Origin of the sequence: Pseudomonas sp. Y5-11, assembly GCF_022368695.1 — a bacterium.
In the GTDB taxonomy this organism is placed as follows: domain Bacteria; phylum Pseudomonadota; class Gammaproteobacteria; order Pseudomonadales; family Pseudomonadaceae; genus Aquipseudomonas; species Aquipseudomonas parakoreensis.
In genome coordinates, this window is record NZ_CP058974.1 from 4,339,642 (window position 1) to 4,356,780 (window position 17,139).

The 17,139-nt window shown below is 63.1% G+C and carries 4 protein-coding genes; all 4 read right to left on the reverse strand.

Features of this window, described 5'->3' with window-relative positions:
• Positions 1-22 precede the first annotated feature (22 nt).
• The 4 genes from HXW87_RS19030 to gspE all read right to left on the reverse strand — a co-directional run bounded on the left by HXW87_RS19030 (position 23) and on the right by gspE (position 16,941).
• The gene (locus tag HXW87_RS19030; RefSeq protein ID WP_239777451.1) at positions 23-12,514 is read right to left on the reverse strand and encodes a filamentous haemagglutinin family protein; all 12,492 of its coding nucleotides are present in this window, start codon (positions 12,512-12,514) and stop codon (positions 23-25) included.
• Between the two features lie 203 nt (positions 12,515-12,717).
• Positions 12,718-13,830, reverse strand: coding sequence for a substrate-binding domain-containing protein (locus tag HXW87_RS19035; protein WP_047293964.1), 1,113 nt, complete (start codon positions 13,828-13,830; stop codon positions 12,718-12,720).
• Between the two features lie 490 nt (positions 13,831-14,320).
• Complete coding sequence (gspF, locus tag HXW87_RS19040; RefSeq protein WP_239777459.1) at positions 14,321-15,535, reverse strand: type II secretion system inner membrane protein GspF; 1,215 nt, start codon at positions 15,533-15,535, stop codon at positions 14,321-14,323.
• A complete protein-coding gene (gene gspE / locus HXW87_RS19045; RefSeq protein ID WP_239777472.1) occupies positions 15,535-16,941 on the reverse strand; it encodes a type II secretion system ATPase GspE in 1,407 nt (468 codons plus the stop codon). The genes gspF and gspE overlap by 1 nt, the downstream gene beginning before the upstream one ends.
• Positions 16,942-17,139 lie beyond the last annotated feature (198 nt).

Sequence of the window (17,139 nt, forward strand, 5' to 3'; positions counted from 1 at the left end):
CAAAGTACTGCACGAGAGTCTTTTACAACGTCAGTTGCCCACGCTCCTCCTCGGTCAGCTGCTGTTTCGCCTGTTCATCCAGCACCCCGGCGCCCAGCACCTGCACCGGGCTGTCCGGGTTGTATCCGGTCGTCGGCGCACGGCTGGCGCCATCGCGGTTTGGCGCCAGTTGCTCGTTACCGAAACTCAGCACCTGCACGGTGAACACCGACGCCTGATTCTGCCGCGCTGCTGCCTGCTGCTGACGGGCCACGTCTTCAGCGGCCTGGGTGGCTGAAGAGGCAGCGGAGCTTGCCGAGGTGATCGCGCCGGTATTCACCGAAGCCACCAGCGGTACGCCACTGGTTTTGCCCTGCACCGCGATGTTGGCGGCGTTGACCACGGTCAGCGCGGCGATGTTGACGTTGCCCGAGACACGAATCCCCGCCTCGCCCGCATCAATGGTGCCCAGCGGGGCGATCAGGTCGATGTCGCCGGGTGCGACTTCGGCAATCGGGTTGAGTGTGGCGATACCCGCACCGGTGCTCGGCACCGATGGCGACAGGGTCACGTTGCCCCAAGTGTCATAGACGCGTTTTGGCGGGGTGTAGACCACGGTGGTTTTCGAGCCGCGACCGGCGTTGATGTCGCCCTCGGCCGACCAGCCGAGGATCGAGCCGCCGAAGGTCGTCATGATCCGGCTCTGCCCCAGCAGAATGCTGCCCTGCGAGTAGAGCTGAATGTTGCCCGAACCCTGCGTAATGATCCCCGCCGTGGACGGTGGCGCCGCGCCTTCGATGCCGAACACCTGACCGCCGCCCGGCGTGAGCATCTGGATGTCGCCGCCGAACAGGGTCTTGACCCCGGCGCCGCCGTACAGCGTGATGTCGCCGTCGTAGCGGATCGGATTGCCCGCCACATCGGTGCTCGGGAACAGCGCCGCAATGGCGTTGCGACCACGCAGGTAACTGCCTTTGCGCGGGCCATCGACGTCGTTGTATTCCAGGCCACCGGCGCGCAGTTCGGCGAAGTACACCTGCCGCGCAAAGATCGCCTGCTCGGCACTTGGCAGCGCGGCATAGAAAGCCTGTGCCTGCTCTGCGTTGCCGCTGAAGCCGTAGCCGAGGGTCAGCCAGCTCTGCAACTCGTCGAGGTAGGTCTTGACCACCTTGCCCGGCTGGCTGTTGAGAGCGGCATTCGGATTGGCAAGGTTCTGCGGGCTCAGGTAACGCGCGATGAACCTTGTGTAATCCGGCCCCTGCGCGCCCGTGCCCGCCTGCAATACCACGCTTGCACCGGGCTGCGTATCCCCGGCCACTATCGCGCCGAGGCTGGTAATGCTGGCGCGATTTTCCATCAGGATGTTGCGCCCGGCATTGATATCCAGCGTGCCAGGGCCGGCGATATCGAAGCTGCTGTAGAGAATGTCGCGACCTGCCGAGACGCGCGATACATCTCGCACGTCGTTATGAACGAACAGGTTGCCGGTCGAGGTAATGCCCTCCTGACCGACGCCCATTTCCTCGGGCTGCACGGCTGTCGGTTGGCCCAGGTGGGTTCCGGATGCCACGATGTCACGTCCGGCAATCATCCAGACAGGGCCTGCTGCTTCGTACCAAGTGCGTTTCGAGGTATCGAAACTCAACGTCTCGCCACTGCGTACCCCCACCAGATCGCCGGTCAGGGCATAGAACCGTGCGGGCCCCTGCACTTCACTCAAACCGGAATAGCTGTCGGGCCCAAAAGCGAACAACGGATAACGCGAATTACCTTCCGGTTTAACACCGTCACTGCCGTAATTGCTGTTGAGTGGCTTGTTGGGGTTATTGCCGGCAAAGGCCAGGAATGACGGCCTGAACGGGGTGGCGATGGCCAGTGGGCTGGCACCCGACTGATTGATCGCATAGCCGCCGGCGTAGATCGAGTCCCCGGCCAACAGTTCGAGTTGTCCGGATGTCGAAGGGGCCAGTAACAGTGAATAAGCGGTTGTCCGTGACAAGTCACGCTCGCTGTAAGCCGCCGATGGCCCGGCATAAATCGCCCCCTGCGCCGCCACCGCCCGAAGAATCGACGGGTACACAAAACGTCCATCGGTGGGCGACGAGTTGGCGCCGCTCACAGGGGATAGATTGGCCTCGGTCTCGGCCAATTGAGTACTCGGCGTGAGATTGCCTCCAGCGGAAAAAAGATTGATGGCGGTGTGATCAGTCCACAGCGAGAAGCCGCTCAGGATGCCACCAGTGCGGATATTGCCGTTGTCATCAAGCAGTGGCGTGGCATTGAGCAGGCGCACACGTCCGGGATCTGCCGCACCGCCCAACACCAGGTCTCCTCGGGTACTGAGGCTCATGCCCGAGTCGCCGGGAATCAACACCAGGCCACCGGAGGCGTTGCTGGTCGTCGAGGTGAACGGATCCAGCGGTCGGGTTTCACGGACATCATGCAACTGCGAGCTGGCACCGTATTGCAGATTGAGGCCGCCCAGCGCCCCTCCGGTCAATTGCGCCGCACCGCGCAAGTTGATCAGTGCGCCTTGCAGGTCGTGCCTCGGCGGCTGAGTCCCGCTATCCCCGGCCCGCGCTTGCAGCGATGGGTTGAATGCGCCGCCAATGCGAATGTCCATATCGCCACCGCCAGTCATCTGCACGCTGCCATCGTCGGCGACACGCCCGGTGCTGCCCACGGCAACGATCAGCCCTTGGCTGCGCGGATAATTGACCGCATCGCCCAACGGTCTGAGCATCCCGGCGTCGCCACCGGCACGCAGGCTGATGTTGCCGCCGCCCAGGGTGCCGAATCCGGTGAAGCCGACCAGGTAAGGTTCGGTATTGCCGTCAGGCGTCATCAACCGAGTAGCGTAACTGCCAAAGTTGATCCACCACGCTGTGGGCACATCCGGGTTGCCCGTGCCTTGGCGCCACAGCCAGTTACCCATTGCCACACTGGCGATCTGTTCGCGGAAACCGCCATTCACCGATTGTGCTTTTGTGCCGACGGAATCACCGGAAACCGAGCCACCGGCATTGATGTGCAGATTGCCACCCAATTGCGGATACCAGGCCTGATAGAGGCTGTCGCTGCCACCGTCGACCCATTTTTCATAAGCGGCACCCGCCGTGCCCAACACCGAGTTATTGTCCGAGAGATGCCCGCGTTTCTGGTTATACAACGGGTCGACATTCGATGACTGTGTACCGGCGGTGTACACGCCGAAAGGCGAATCCATGCTCAGGTTGCCGGCAGCCATCAGATCGAGATCGCCAGTACCGGTGCGCAGAACACTGAACATCTGCGTATGGGCCTTGGCCGTTTTCCCCGGATTGTTGCCGATGCACAGCTCTGGCTGCAGGTCACAAATGAATTGAGCCTCTTCGGGAACCGGTTCGTAGTCCGGCCCCATTCCGCTACCTGGCGCCCAGACCCAACGGGCCATGGGTACGCACAAGTCGGCAATCTGCTGACAGTACCCGAGCATGTCATCAGGGACCGGCTCGTAGGGGGTAAAGAAGGGATTATCCGGAGCCCAGACCAGCTTGCCCGCCGCCGTGGTGATGTTGACGCCGTAATGACTGTCCGCCAGCCGCAGATTGCCTTCAGGGGTCAGCGGTTTGACCGCACGGCTGTCGGCCGCAGCAAGATCTGCACCGGCGACCACACGCATCGACCATGAGGCACTGCCCGACGGCAGCATGCTGGCCAGCGCCCAGTTCTTGCCTTGTTGTGTGCCGTTGAACGGGCGCAACTCGATCAGCGAAGTGCCTTCGGCGAGCTTCACATCGGTCATCGACGGAATCAGCGAGCCGCGCAACAAGGCCAGTTCGCCCTTTAACTTCACCCCGGAGAACGTAGTCAGGTCTGCATCGTAAACGCTGGGCAACGGCACTCCCTTGGGCCAGTTCATCGCTTGCAGGGCGGTGGCCTTGTTCAAACGGATCCCGGCACCCAGGCGTGTGTCGGCAGGCAACGTCACACTGTCGCTGAGCAGCGTACCGGCGGCGTACAGCAGATGACCGCTGCTGTCGTGGATCGCCCCCGCCAGCACGGTGCCGGCGCTGAAGGTATACGCCTCACCCAGCACCGCCTGAGTCGGCAACAACGTGCCACTGGCCAACACTGCGCCCTGAATGGTCACGTCGTAATTGAGCGTGGCGCCTATCGGGAACTGTGTCCCTTCAGCCAGCGAAACACCGCTGCCCGGCACGATCAGATCGCCACCGAACGGCTGCACACCGGCAATCAGTTTCCAGCCGGCATCGTCCTGGGTTTCCGGTGGCGGCGCGAAGCCGTCGTTGATGCTGCCGTAAATATCGAGGTTGCCACCGGCACGAATCACCAGACTGCCCGCTTCCCCGGAACCATATACGGAGGGGTTCAGCTGCGTGTGCGGATTGAGACTGGCGTAGCGATAACCGGACAAATCCAGATCGCCCTCCACCACCAGATCACCGTCAGCCGTCTTGCTGGCGATTTCCACGCCCGGGCGCAGATGGAATGCATCGGCGTAAGTGACGTTGTTCAGCCCGGCGAGTTTGCGTTGCAGCAGATCGTTATTGCCCAGTGCCGCGTTGATAAAGTCAGTGCTGTCGCCATGAATGCGTTCGAGCATGGCTTGATCGATGACTTGATACGGCCGGCCACTGACCGCCTGATCGCCACCATCGCGGGCATCGGTGTAGCGGCGCATACCGTTGAGGCCGATGGAGCGTGCGCCCTGAATGGTCAGCGCACCGCTGGCGTCGATGGCGATGTCATTGCTGCCCAGACGCGGCGCGTTCAGCTCCAGCGTACCGCGCAGCATTCCATCGTGTTGCCCGGCGAGGACACCGGGCACGGCATCGGTGCCGTGACGCAGGTCGATGCGCGCACCGCTGCCCAGCGTGAGCAAACCATCGCCGGAATTCAGTTCGACCGTGGCGCGGTTGGGTGCATCGATGATCTTGCCGTAGCTGTCGACACGCAGCACGCGACCATGGGCATCGAGCACGCTGCTGCCAGCCAGGGTCAGGCCATTTTTCGCCGACAGGCGAATGCTGCCGACACGCTCGCCGCTGGCATCGATCAGACCGGCCACCGTCAGGCTGCCATTGTCCACCGACACATTGACCTCACCGGCCTTGAGACCGTCGCCGATCACCAGGTTGCCTTGTTTGAGTTGCAGGCTGCGGCTGCCGTAAACCTGCCCGGCATTCAAGCGCTGATTGAGCGCGGCGAACTGCTCGGTGGCGTCACCGCCCAGACGCTGTGCGCGAATGTCCACGCCACCGGCCTTGTACGGCACCAACGTGCCGCCGGCGTCGTAATAACCGCTGCTGCCGCCGGCAATCTCGCCTTGCAGATCGACCGTTCCGGCCGCATCGGCCACTGCGATGACGCTGAGATTACCGGCCTGATTGTTCGTCGCCGACAGATCGATCCGCGAGCCCGCAGCCTGACGGATATTGCCGTTGGCGCTGTACAGCGAGACGTCGCCGCCCCAGCTGTACTTGCTGACATCGTTGAACGGCAAGGTCCGCCCGGCCATGTCCAGCACGGCACGAGTGCCCAGCGTCAAATCGCCCTCGGACTTGACGGTCAACTTGCCGCTGGCCAAGGCGATACGGCTGTCCAGCACGATGTCGCGGGCTTCAAGATTCAACTCCGCACCCAAGGCATTCGCCACCCCGGCAGCCCCGGCGCCGCTGAGTGTCAGGCTGTTGCCGGCCTTGAGCAGGCTGACCGATGCCGCCTCACCGGTGAGCAACGGCGTGCGCAGGTTCAGATTGCCGCCGCTGTAGCGGTAACCCTTGAGCGGATCGTACGCGCCCTGCTCCTGATACACCGCCAGGCTGCCCTTGTGATTGGCGGTGATGCGCTCGCTGGCGCTGAGGTTGACGTTGGCAAAACCCAGCGCCAGACGATTGTTCTGATCCAGCCCGCTGGCCTGAGGCATCGGGCCGTAACCCAGCTCGATCCGCTGGGCCTGAATATCCAGCGTGCCGCTGCCCGTACCGGCGCCACCGGTGATGACGCTGCCGGGGCTTTGCGTCGCACCGTTCCAGATCAGGTTGGCCGTACGAATGCTCGCCACATCGTTGGCATCGCCCAGGCCGTAGATCGCCGGGGTGACCAGCAGCAGGTTCTGCAGTTTGCTTTGGCCGGTCTGCGGATCGATTGTGTCGAGGCTCACGCTGCCGAAGAAATTGAAGGCATCGCGGGTGGTCAGGCTCAGGGTTTCCAAGGCCGGCGCGGCAAACTGCGTATCACCGCGCAGCAAGCGGTCGAGTACGTTCTGGTTCAGCGTTAGACCGGCCGGCACGCGACTGCCGGCCGCCGCCAGTGCTTCGGCGCTGCCGGCATTGACCGCACCGACCGACAGTGCCAGATGACGGGTGCCGAAACGCACCGCTTCACCGAGTTCGAACTGGTTATCGGTGGCGGCAGTGATGCTGCCGTTCGAATAGAGCAGCGCCGGATCGTTGCAGGATGAGGTGGCACACACGCCAATCCGGATGCTGCCCGCACCGCTGATGCCGCTGGCCGCTTCCGGCGCCAGCACATGAGTCCAGCCGTTGGACACTACCAACAGGCTCGAAGCTTGCGGCTGGTAGAAGTAGCCGGACGTTGAATCGAAGGCCACATTGCCACGCCCCAGGGTGTTGATCCCGGCGCCCGCTTCGACCGTGATGCCACCGGTGGTCGAGGTGGTGCGCAACACGACTTCCGGCGCAGACAGGATGGCCCCTTCACGCAGCGTGATGTTGTCCGAGGCCCCCAAAAACTTGATGATGTTGCCCGTCGTGTTGTAAATCACCTCCGGCAGCGCACCGAGCGTCAGACGTCCGGCATTGAGGTTGTTCAGCGTGTCGGCGTACACCGACACGCCACTGAAACCCGGCGTCGGCGCATGCCCCGCAGCGAGCACCTCGAACTCGGCGCCGGCGTAACCGCCGCGTAACGCCGCCGTGCCGATCAGCCCACCCTCGGCGGCATCAAACAGCGCTCGCCCATCGAACTGCAACGCAGTGTCGTGCTTGCCCCCCGTGCTCAGGCGCAGATCGAGCACCTTGCCGTCCATTGGCGCCAACGCACGGGGCACGCCACGCCGGGCGGCATCGCTGCGGATGAACTGGGTGAACGACGTTTCGTTGTACTGCGAGTAACGGCGCAACACCTCAGCCGACGTCAGGATCACCTGATTGGCCAGACTGTCGCGCAGTCCGGTGTTGGCAATCGACATCTGCCCGCTGCTGGTCCACGAACCGTTGCGCAGTTGCAACGCTGCCGTCGTCGCAGCCGGCGTCGCCTGACCGTTGACCTCAACCCGGAATGCGCCCGGCAACAAGGCAAAGGTGGATGGCAGCAGCGTGTAAGTCCCCGCCGCCAGCCCCGGCACGCCGGCGCCAATAGTGACCTGCTGGCCGATGCGCGGATCGACCGCTCCGGCTTCGGCCAGGATCGGCGCGTAACGGCTCTGTTTGCCCGGCACGATGGCGTAGACCGGATTACTCGCCAGCCCCGGCAGACTGAAGGTGCCATCGGTGGCATTGCGCACCAGCGGATTGAAGCGCGCATCGGTAGAACCGCCACGTCCGGAAATGAAACCGGCGCCGCGAAGATCGCCACCGCCGGACAGATCGATCAGCGCACCGTTCTGCACCTCGATGTATTGCCCACCGATCGCCACGCCGTTTTTATCGCCCGTGATGCCGTTCAACACCACCGATTTACTGTTGTAGAGATAGTCGATGCCATCCGTGGTGCCACCGTATGGCATGACCAGACCGGCGCCGCTGACCGACGTGGTGCTGCCCGACAGCAGTCGAACCTCATGACTGGTGGTCTGCAAATCGTCACCCAGAACAATCTTGCCCAGCGGGGCCCGCACCACCCCGCCCTGCTCGATGTACGCCGCGGAAAAACTCAGATTGCCGAATACCGAATACGGCACCTCAGCGGGTGCCGCACCGTGGCTGCTGATCCGCAGCGTATGGTCGGACACCGCAACGGCGCCCTGATAGCCAACGCGCACTTCAGCCTGGACATCACTGGCGGGATAGATTTGTGCAGCACCGAGGTTCAAGTCACCCGGCGTCCACAACCGGGTTTTTTCGGCACCGTCGTTGGGCGCGAGGAAACGCAGATCGCCACGACTGTCGAGACTCACCTGACCAAATGCCCGTCGGCCATACGCAACCGCCGGCGCGCCGAGTTGCAGGATCGAACCCTGTGTACCGAACGACAGGCCATTGCCCACATCCAGCAGGTCGGCTGATGCGTTGAAGGTCGCGTCCGACAATTGTGTCGTCGGATTATTGGTCAATCGCGGCCGTATCAGGCCGAAGCCGGCGTGGTAAGTGCCCACGCCGGACAGACGCAGGTACGGCGCGCTCAAATCGACGCGGGTCGTACTCGCGGAGACGTCGGCCAGCGACAACGCCCCGGCGTACAGCGTCAGGCTCTGGTTCATGTGCAGATTGACGTCGCCGGCAAACGACAGCAAACCGTTGCTCAACAGGCTCAGGTTATCGAAGCCGCCCGCCATCAGGCCGTCTGCGCTCAAGCGCGTCTGACCGTAGCGCAGGCCAGCGGCGCCCTCGCCCGGACGCAGATCCGGCGCGAGCGGTTTGTCCGCAGGTGCCTGGCCAATGATCATCTCTCGCGGCGCCCGCACGGCATTGCTTGCCGAATCAACGTACAGCGGTGTCTCAAGCGCAATGTCCAGACGACCGCCGGCAGCCCCGACACCGCCCGCCGCTGCACGCAGGTGGCCCTCAAGGAACAGGCCGTTGTAGGAACCCAGGCTGATCCGCCCGCCGTCGGTTGCGACGCGGGTCGGCCCTTGGCCGGCGATATCCAGAACGGTCTCGCTGCCGGAAGCCTCCAGCCGGGCGCCTTCACGGACGATCACATAAGCATCGGCGGCCGTGGCAGTGGCCAGTTTCGCATCGATTTCACCGCCGATGATGATGCTGCCACCCTTGGCGACCTGACCGTAAGTGCGGCCCAGCGCATCGACTGCCGTATTGGCGCGTCCGGCGACATCCAGCACAGCCTGTTCACCGATCCAGATGGAACGGTCATGTGCGCTCGGATCGGCCACGACAATGGAGGTCGCCGGTTTGTTCGAACCGAACTGTTGTTGACGGATATCAATCGTGCCGCCCCAGGCATTCAGCTCACCTTCCACGGTGATCTGCCCGGCACCGCGCAGTTTGATGCTCTGCCCCGGATCGACGCTGATCCGCGAGCCGCGGCCCAGAGTCAGGGGGCTGTTGGCGGCATCGATCAAACCGATCAGGCTGGCCCCGCCCTGCAACGTCAGGCTGGCGCCGGCGCGTTGGGTCAACAGGCCCTTGGTCGGGCTTTCCTGGAACAGCGTCGGTGTCCACAGCTCCAGCGCCGTTTGCGGATCGACACCACTGACCTGATTCGGCGCGGCATCAGCGAAACGGTACACCGGCATGTGCACATCGATCGCCGTACCTTCAGCAACGTCCAGCCCATTCAGGCCAATCAGGTTGTAGGCGGAAAAGCCCTTGCGCAACAGATCGGCAGACAGCTGCAGGGTATTGTCGGCCAGCGCCTTGTCGGTCTGACCGATGAGAATCCTGTTGGCCTGCACCGTCAGCGTGCCGCCGCCCGTGACACCGTAGCCACGCAGATCGCCCGCAAGGTTCAGGTGGGTTTCACCGGGCGCCGAAATCGCACTGGATTCCAGCGTCAGGTCGCCGCCCTTGCCACCCCGGGTCTTGCCGTTGGCCAGCACAGCGCCACCGGAGGAAACATCGAGCAGACTGCCCGCGCCAAGGTCGATATCGCCGCTGCTGCGGATCGATACCAGGCCACCATTGAGAGACGCCAGGCTCGCACCGTCATCCGGGTTGCTGCGCAGGTTGCTCCATACACCACGGGTATCGAGTTGCACACCGTCGGCCACAGTGACTTGCGTCGCCTTGCCGACCTTCGCCGTTAGCCGAGTGTCAGCGGTATCGCTACTGAGAAACTGATTGAGCACATTGCCCAGACGCAGGCTACCGCCACGCGCGGTCAGGTCGGCGCCGATCTGCACATCCGGGGAATACAGGGTGATGTCGCCACCGTTGTCGACCGTGAGCGCACCGTGAACGGCAATCTGATCCTTGGTCGAAACCTTGAGCGCACCGAGGTGGAATCCGTTGAGCAGATCGTTATCGAGATAGAGCTTGCCCTTGCGGGCATCGGACACCGCGCCGGTCAAGTCCAGATCGTTGCCGGCAACCGGGCGCGTGCCACCGATCTGCACCTGATCGAGCAAGGGATTGAGGGTGTAGAGCAGGCCATTCGACGCCGCGACGAAGGTCGGGTCGTAACTGCCGACGATCAACTGCGCCCGCCGGGCCAGCGCGGTCTGGCTCTGCTGATAGCCGTCGAGCAGCGGTTTCGGCGCCTGATTCTGCCGTTCGCCCTGATACACCTCGCCGATCATCTGCCCGTCAAGCACGGCGCTGGTCGTGGAAACCACCAGTTGCCCGGCATCGCGGCCCACGGTGTAACCCGACTCGAAACGCGAGCGCGGGGCAATCAGCGGGCTGTAGTAATAGCTGGTCTGACCCCAGCGTTCGCTGCTGTCTTCATAGCCTTTGTACAGGCCGGTGTAGAGCAGATCCCCCGGCGCGCGCGACACCTCATACAACTTGCCGTCGGCGCCACGCAGCCAGCTCTGGCGGATCTCGCCGCTCTGCACATCCAGGGTGCCGCCGGACAGGTTGATCAACGAACCTTTTTCCGTGACCACGTCGTTGCCGGCAAAACTCACCGTGCCGCCCTGAGCCATCCATTCGCCGACGCTGTGCCCTTGGGTGCCCAGATAACCGCCGACTTCGAGCAAACCGCCCGCCGTGTACCAGCGATCCGTGGCGTAGCCGTTGGTGCCGGCCGGCACATACACCAGCTCGCGCACATCGACCCAGATGTCATTGCTGTTGAGCGCGCCTTTCTCGCGGTTGACTGACGCATCACGCTGCTCGTTACCCTGCACGTTGATCTTGATGCTGTTGTTTTCCATCGCCACTTTGACGCCGAGGGCACCGGCCACGTCGATCATTGCGCCGTCGCGCACCAGGCTGCGGCGCTGTGCGCTGACCGCAACCTGACCGCCGGTGGCCAGGGTGATCGAGCCGTTCTGGAACTCGACACTGCCACCGCTCTGAATCTCGACGCGTGACTGATCGCCACGGATCCGGTTATTGGCCGTGACGCCCGTCAGCGCGGCCTGATGCTGGCTGTCGAGGGCGGTCATGTCGCTGCTGTCGAGCATGATCGCCGTCGCACTGCCCTGCCCCAGCGTCACGCTGCCGTTGGTATCGGTGATCGGGTTGGTGAGGTGAATCGTGCCCCGCGTCGCCACTGACGTGCTGGCGAGCAATACGCCGTTTTGCACGACCTCGTGCCCCGTCAGAGTGATGTCGCCGGTGGCAGACTGGATCAGTCCGTTGTTAGTGACTTTGCCCGCAACGGCACCGGCCTTGAAGCCCGGAATGACTTCGCTGCCGAATGTGCTGGACAGCGCATTGCCCTCGGTGCCCGAGCCCTTGCGGATGTAGAAACGGTCGCCGGCCGCCAGCACGGTCTGGCCCTTGACGGTGTTGATGCTGCCATCGTTCTGCACTTCATTGCCGAGCAGCAAGGCATAACCCCCGGCAGCGGTAGACGATGCCGGTTTGTAGGTGTCGATGGAGGCACCGCGTTCCACCAGCACTTTGCCAGCGGCATCGGTGAAGGTCGGCTGAGTGCCGGTGCTGTCGAAGTACAAGCCACGATCACGGAACTGGATATCGGTGATGTTGGCGGCAGCGGCCACCAGGTTGCGCACGTTGACTTGGCTGCTGCCGCTGAACACGATGCCATTGCGGTTGATCAGCATCACCGTGCCGTCGCCCTTGATCTGGCCCTGAATCTGGCTGGCCCGGGCATTCGGGTCGTTAACCCGGTTGAGCACCGCCCAGTTGGACTGTTGGGCGAATTCAACGGTGGTGTTGCGGCCGACGTTGAAGGTTTCCCAGTTGAGGATTGCCTTGTCGGCGGTCTGCTCGATTTTCACTGTGGTCTTGCCGTCGGCCTGGGTCTGTTGCGGGCCCTTGGCGTTCTGCCAACCCTGGGTCAGGCTGTTATCGATTTTCAAACCGCCCTCGCCCAGACCGTCCGGTACAAACTGTACCGTGCCCAACGCAGCAGCGCGTCCGGCCGCCTGCGCCGCTTGTTGCGCGGCAATCGCGGCGACGGTGTTGTTCAGGGTCTGGATCGAACGCTGCAATTGCGCATTGGCTTTTTGTTGCTGGGCCAATGGCGGTGTCATCCCCGGCAATCCGCCAACGCTCGGACGCGCCGCTGCGGCCTGCTGCGCCGCACCTTTGGCAGCAAACCAGCCCGAGCTGAACGCCGTCTGCGCCTGCGCGCTGCCCGCCACCAGACACAACGCCACTGCGTGCGCCAACGGCTTGAGCAACCACAGCGCCGGCTCGACGGTTTCACGCTTGGAGGACAGAACGTTGGTACAACGGGATGGGCGAGCGAGCATCACTACGAGATCCTTTTTGATTGCCACACTTGGGTTGCCAAAGATGCCGCAGGCCTGCAAAAACCTGCTGTTACGACATAGGCCGTTGGCGAGGGGCGCGACCGAACGGATGTCACACAAACTTCATGTTCGGCGTGTATCCGAGCCAAAAAAAATGACGGCAACCCCAAGGTTGCCGTCATCGGTGTTACGACCGCGCGAGCTTACAAAGGACGGCCGATAGCGTTGCAGACGCTGGCGTTGTTGATGTCCAGGTTGTTGCCCGACGTGTTGGTGATGAAGTTGGCGGTCACAGCAGTTTTCCAGGCGTTAGGCACGGCGACGAACTTGTGGGCCTGAGTCGCAGTGTTGTTGCCCGGGTTGCTGTAGTGCTGAGTCAGGAAGGCTTTGACGTCCGCGGCCACGGCTGCATCCTTGTAGCACTGACCGAAGATGAAGTTGGTGTAGGCAGCCAGTTTGTAACCCGAAGCCGGGTTAGCCACCACGGGCGACCAGTTGGCAGGGTTTGCAGCCTGGGCCGGGGTCGAAGGAGCGGACACCGACGACAGTGCCAGGGTGACGTTGAGCGAAGTTGGCTGAACGCCGTTAACACGAGCAACAACAGCGTTGCTGGTGGCGTCGACACCGTCCGGACCGACATAACCGATCGAGCCGTCAACCGCGTTCACGGTAGTGGCGACATCAGAAGTGTTGGCGACGCCGACCCAGTTCGACGGCAGTGTCGAACCGGCTGGCAGACGCGCGTTGGTGAAGGTGGAGCTGGTGGCGAACTGAGTCGGGCAGACCGAGTTCAAGTGACGGCTGAGGATTTCCGAAGTGCCGCTGGAAACGTTGCGGTACACAACGCGAATCGGCGTGGTGTCGGTCGTGCCGAGCAGCTGGCCCCAAGTGGTTTTGGCACCGGAGAACGCATCGCACAGTTGAGCGCTGGTCAGGTTCAGTGCGGTCTGGCCGGCTTTTTTGTACGGGATGGCAACCGAAGTGGCCACCGACGGCAGTTGAATCAGCGGGCCGTACGAAGCGCCGTAGGTGGTGTTGTAAGTGTTGATTTCCGCAGCGCTGAGGATCGAATCGCTACCGGCGAAATGCACGGTGCCGGTGGTGCTGAAGCCGGCCGGGTTGTTGGTCAGGAAAGCGGTCTTGCCGGCCCCGCTGCCCACGGCGGCGTAGCTGAAGTTGGCAGGCAGGATGCTGTCGGCCGAACCTTTGTACAGTGCGGCTGGCAGGGTGGCACCGCCACCGGTAACGGCCATGGCCTGGGCGGAAGCCAGAGCGGCGACGGTCAGGGAAGCGGCGATCAGAGTGCGCTTGAACATGAAGAATCTCCTTTTCAACGATGGTTGTGAACACAGGTTTTCAGGGGTCTTGCATGACACTGGGAAGACTCACCGCTGACCTTCGCAAGCGGGGCCCGGGGTTAAGTCGCAGTGAGAAATTCGCAGTTTCCGGTGACAGATAAAGGAAAAAACCTCGGGAGCTGCGCGAGGTATTTCAGGGGGTTTTCTCGGGTGTTTGCGGGGGATTGCGCGGCGTCTGGATCGTGGGTTTGGCTGAAACTGGCTGCAGCCGTTGCGGGGTGGTTGCAGATGACAGAAAGGAGAACCCGAGGATGGTTCTTTTGAGGCTCGGGTGATGCTGAAGTCCTGGTAAAAAAGTCTGAGTTATTTGTTGTTCTGCATGGCCCTATCGCTGGCAAGCCAGCTCCCACAGGTTTTGATGTTGTGACGCAGGTCGCATTAACAACACTGCCCCCTGTGGGAGCTGGCTTGCCAGCGATGAGGCCAGGGCAGACCACATCAATCGCAGCTACTGCACCAACTGGTTGATCTCAATGATCGGCAACAACACCGCCATCACAATCACCAGCACTACCCCCCCCATCACCACAATCATCAGCGGTTCGAGCAACGCGGTCATGCCCATCGCCCGCCGTTCGATATCCCGCGACAGGGTTTGCGCCGCACGTTCGAGCATCGGCGGCAGCGCGCCGGTTTTCTCGCCGCTGGCGATCAGGTGAATCAGCACCGGCGGGAACACGTTCTCTACCCGCAGCGCCGCCGCCAGGTTCACCCCTTCACGCACCTTGGCCGTGGCGTCGCTGACGCTCAGGCTCAAACGATCATTGGATAGCGTCTGCCGCGCCGCCTCCAGCGCCCGCAACAACGGCACCCCGGCACCGCCGAGAATCGCCAGGGTCGAGGCGAAACGCGCAGTGTTCAGGCCCAACACGAAACGCCCGATCAGCGGCAATTTCAGCACCCGATGATGCCAACTCAAGCGCGCCGCCGGATTGCGCAGGTACAGGCGCCAGCTCCAGAACGCCCCGGCCATGATCGCCGCACACAACCAGCCCCATGCGCGAATGAAATCACTGGCGGTGAGCATCGCCAGGGTCAGCCCCGGCAAGTCCTGCCGCGCCTGGGAAAACGCACTGACCACCTGCGGCACCACGTAACTGAGCAAGAAAATCACGATGCCGATCGACACCAGCCCGACCACACCGGGATAGATAAACGCGGTGAGAATCTTGCCGCGCAGGTTGTTGCGTTCTTCGATGTAATCCGCCAGCCGCTCCATGACTTGCGCCAGATCGCCGGACTCCTCCCCTGCAGCGATCAACGCGCGGTAGATCTCCGGAAAATCCCGTGGTCGTGTGGCCAGTGATTCGGCCAGACGCATGCCGCTGCGCACGTCGGCGCGCACCGCGCTGAGCGTGTGGGCGATGTGTTTTTTCTCGGCCTGCTCCACCGTCGCGCTGAGCGCAGCCTCAAGCGGCAGGCTGGCGCCGAGCAGACTCGCCAGTTGCCGGGTGGCCCAGGCCAGATCGTTATCCGACATTCGCGCACTGAACAAGCCACTGCCGCCGCCATGCTGGGCGACGTTGCTTTCCTTGTGCACCGACAACGCGGTCAATCCACGACTGCGCAACACGCCGAATGCCGCGCCTTGGCTGTCCGCCTCGAGGTGCCCGGATTCGATCTTGCCAGTGGCATCGGCAGCTTCAAAACGATAGCGATTCATCAGGCGTCCCGCGTCACACGGAGAATTTCTTCCGGGGCGGTGGCGCCGCTGCGAATCCAGCGCTCGCCGTCCTCGCGCAGGCTGAACATCCCGGCCTTGGCCGCTGCCGCGCGCAAGACCTGCTCCCCTGCCCCTTGGTGAATCAGCGTGCGGATGTCGTCGTCGATGCAGAACAATTCGTGGATGCCGGTGCGTCCGCTGTAGCCGGTGTGGTTGCAGGCGGCGCAGCCCACTGGCCGCCACGTGCCCGGTGCTGCAGGATCTTCCTGCTTGCACTGATTGCACAGCCGTCGCACCAACCGTTGCGCCAACACCCCGAGCATCGACGAGGCCAGCAGAAACGGCTCGACGCCCATGTCGATCAAGCGGTTGACCGCCGACACCGCGTCGTTGGTGTGCAGCGTCGCCAGCACCAGATGCCCGGTGAGCGAGGCCTGCACGGCGATTTGCGCGGTTTCCAGGTCGCGGATCTCACCGATCATGATGATGTCCGGGTCTTGCCGCAGGATTGCCCGCAGCGCCAGGGCGAAGGTCATGTCGATCTTGGCGTTGACCTGAATCTGGCTGATCCCCGGCAGGTCGTATTCCACCGGGTCTTCGACGGTGAGGATGTTGCTGGTGCTGGCATCCAGTCGCGCCAGCGCGGCGTAGAGACTGGTGGTCTTGCCGCTGCCGGTGGGGCCGGTGACCAGCACGATGCCGTGCGGTTGGCGGATGAGGTGATCGAGTTTGGCCAGCACCTGCGCGTCCATGCCGAGGGTTTCCAGATGCAGGCGCCCGGCCTGTTTGTCGAGCAAGCGCATCACCACGCGCTCGCCATGCCCGGTGGGCACGGTGGAGACGCGAATATCAATCGGCCGCCCGGCCACACGCAGCGCGATGCGGCCGTCCTGCGGCAAGCGTTTTTCGGCGATGTCGAGCTGGGCCATGATCTTGATCCGCGACACCAGCGCACCGTGCAATGCCTTGCGCGGCGACACCACGTCGCGCAGCGTGCCGTCGACCCGATAGCGCACCACCGAATGGGTTTCGAACGGTTCGATATGAATGTCGCTGGCCTCATCGCGCGCGGCTTGAGTGAGCAAGGCGTTGATCATGCGGATCACCGGCGCGCCGTCCTGAGTGTCGAGCAGGTCAGTGATTTCCGGCATGTCCTGCATCAGGCGGTCGAGATCGACTTCGTTTTCTGCCGCACCGACCACAGCGGCGGCGCTGCCTGTATCGGCGTAGGCCGTGGCGAGCAGGCCGTCGAGTTCATCGTCGCGCACGCGCCGGAGCGACGTCTCACCGAACTGCCGCCGCACCTCGCTGATCGACCAGCCGGGGGTCGATGGGCATACGGTCAGCACACCGTCGCACAGCAGAATGCGCTGGGCCTTGGCCCAGGCGTAGGGAAGCGAACTCATCTACACCCTCCCCCCATGGCAATACATTCCCGTGTAGGAGCTGCCGCAGGCTGCGATCTTTTGCTTTTAAAGATCAAAAGATCGCAGCCTTCGGCAGCTCCTACAGGTCCAACGTCGTCCCGGCTCTCTATGGTGAGGGGAATTCTTGTGGTGAGGGGATTTATCCCCGATGGGCTGCGCAGCAGCCCCGAAACCTGA

What these genes read in the sequence shown, in the direction of transcription:
- HXW87_RS19030 (WP_239777451.1), bottom strand. Translation starts at nt 12,514, where the DNA reads ATGCTCGCTCGCCCATCCCGTTGTACCAACGTTCTGTCCTCCAAGCGT.
- HXW87_RS19035 (WP_047293964.1), bottom strand. Translation starts at nt 13,830, where the DNA reads ATGTTCAAGCGCACTCTGATCGCCGCTTCCCTGACCGTCGCCGCTCTG.
- gspF (WP_239777459.1), bottom strand. Translation starts at nt 15,535, where the DNA reads ATGAATCGCTATCGTTTTGAAGCTGCCGATGCCACTGGCAAGATCGAA.
- gspE (WP_239777472.1), bottom strand. Translation starts at nt 16,941, where the DNA reads ATGAGTTCGCTTCCCTACGCCTGGGCCAAGGCCCAGCGCATTCTGCTG.